The following is an 874-nucleotide window of genomic DNA, read 5'->3' as shown; positions in this document are numbered from 1 at the left end:
CGTGGACACCGCCTACGAGACCCGGGTGGAGGGGGATGAGGACGAGCTGGACCGGCAGGGCGCGGGCGATCAGGGCCTGATGTTCGGCTACGCCTGCGACGAGACGCCCGAGCTGATGCCGCTGCCGATCCATCTGGCCCACCGTCTGTCGCGGCGGCTGAGCGAGGTGCGCAAGAACGGCACCATCCCCTACCTGCGCCCGGACGGCAAGACGCAGGTCACCGTCGAGTACGACGGCGACAAGGCGGTGCGGCTGGACACCGTGGTGGTCTCCTCCCAGCACGCCTCCGACATCGATCTGGACTCGCTGCTGGCTCCGGATGTCCGTGAGTTCGTCGTGGAGCATGTGCTGGGTGAGCTGGTGGCGGACGGGATCAAGCTGGACACCGCCAACTACCGGCTGCTGGTCAATCCGACGGGGCGGTTCGAGATCGGTGGTCCGATGGGGGACGCGGGTCTGACCGGCCGGAAGATCATCATTGACACCTACGGTGGGATGGCCCGGCACGGGGGTGGGGCGTTCTCGGGCAAGGACCCGTCCAAGGTGGACCGGTCGGCCGCCTATGCGATGCGGTGGGTGGCCAAGAACGTGGTGGCCGCGGGGTTGGCCGCCCGGTGCGAGGTGCAGGTGGCGTACGCGATCGGCAAGGCCGAGCCGGTGGGGTTGTTCGTGGAGACCTTCGGCACGGCCACGGTGGAGCCCGACCGGATCGAGCGGGCCATCGCGCGGGTGTTCGACCTGCGGCCGGCCGCGATCATCCGTGATCTGGACCTGCTGCGGCCGATCTACTCCCAGACCGCGGCCTACGGGCACTTCGGCCGGGAGCTGGAGGCCTTCACCTGGGAACGCACCGACCGCACCGACGCCCTGCGC

At 69.6% G+C, this 874-nt stretch carries 1 protein-coding gene; it reads left to right on the top strand.

Annotated elements, in window-relative coordinates; all coding sequences use genetic code 11:
* The coding region (metK, locus tag IQ279_RS27545) for a methionine adenosyltransferase (protein WP_206352045.1) at nt 1-874 on the top strand (874 nt) is incomplete at both ends.

The sequence above is a fragment of the Streptomyces verrucosisporus genome (assembly GCF_017114865.1).
In the GTDB taxonomy this organism is placed as follows: Bacteria; Actinomycetota; Actinomycetes; order Streptomycetales; family Streptomycetaceae; genus Streptomyces; species Streptomyces fenghuangensis.
This window is presented reverse-complemented; position numbering and strand designations above follow the sequence as displayed.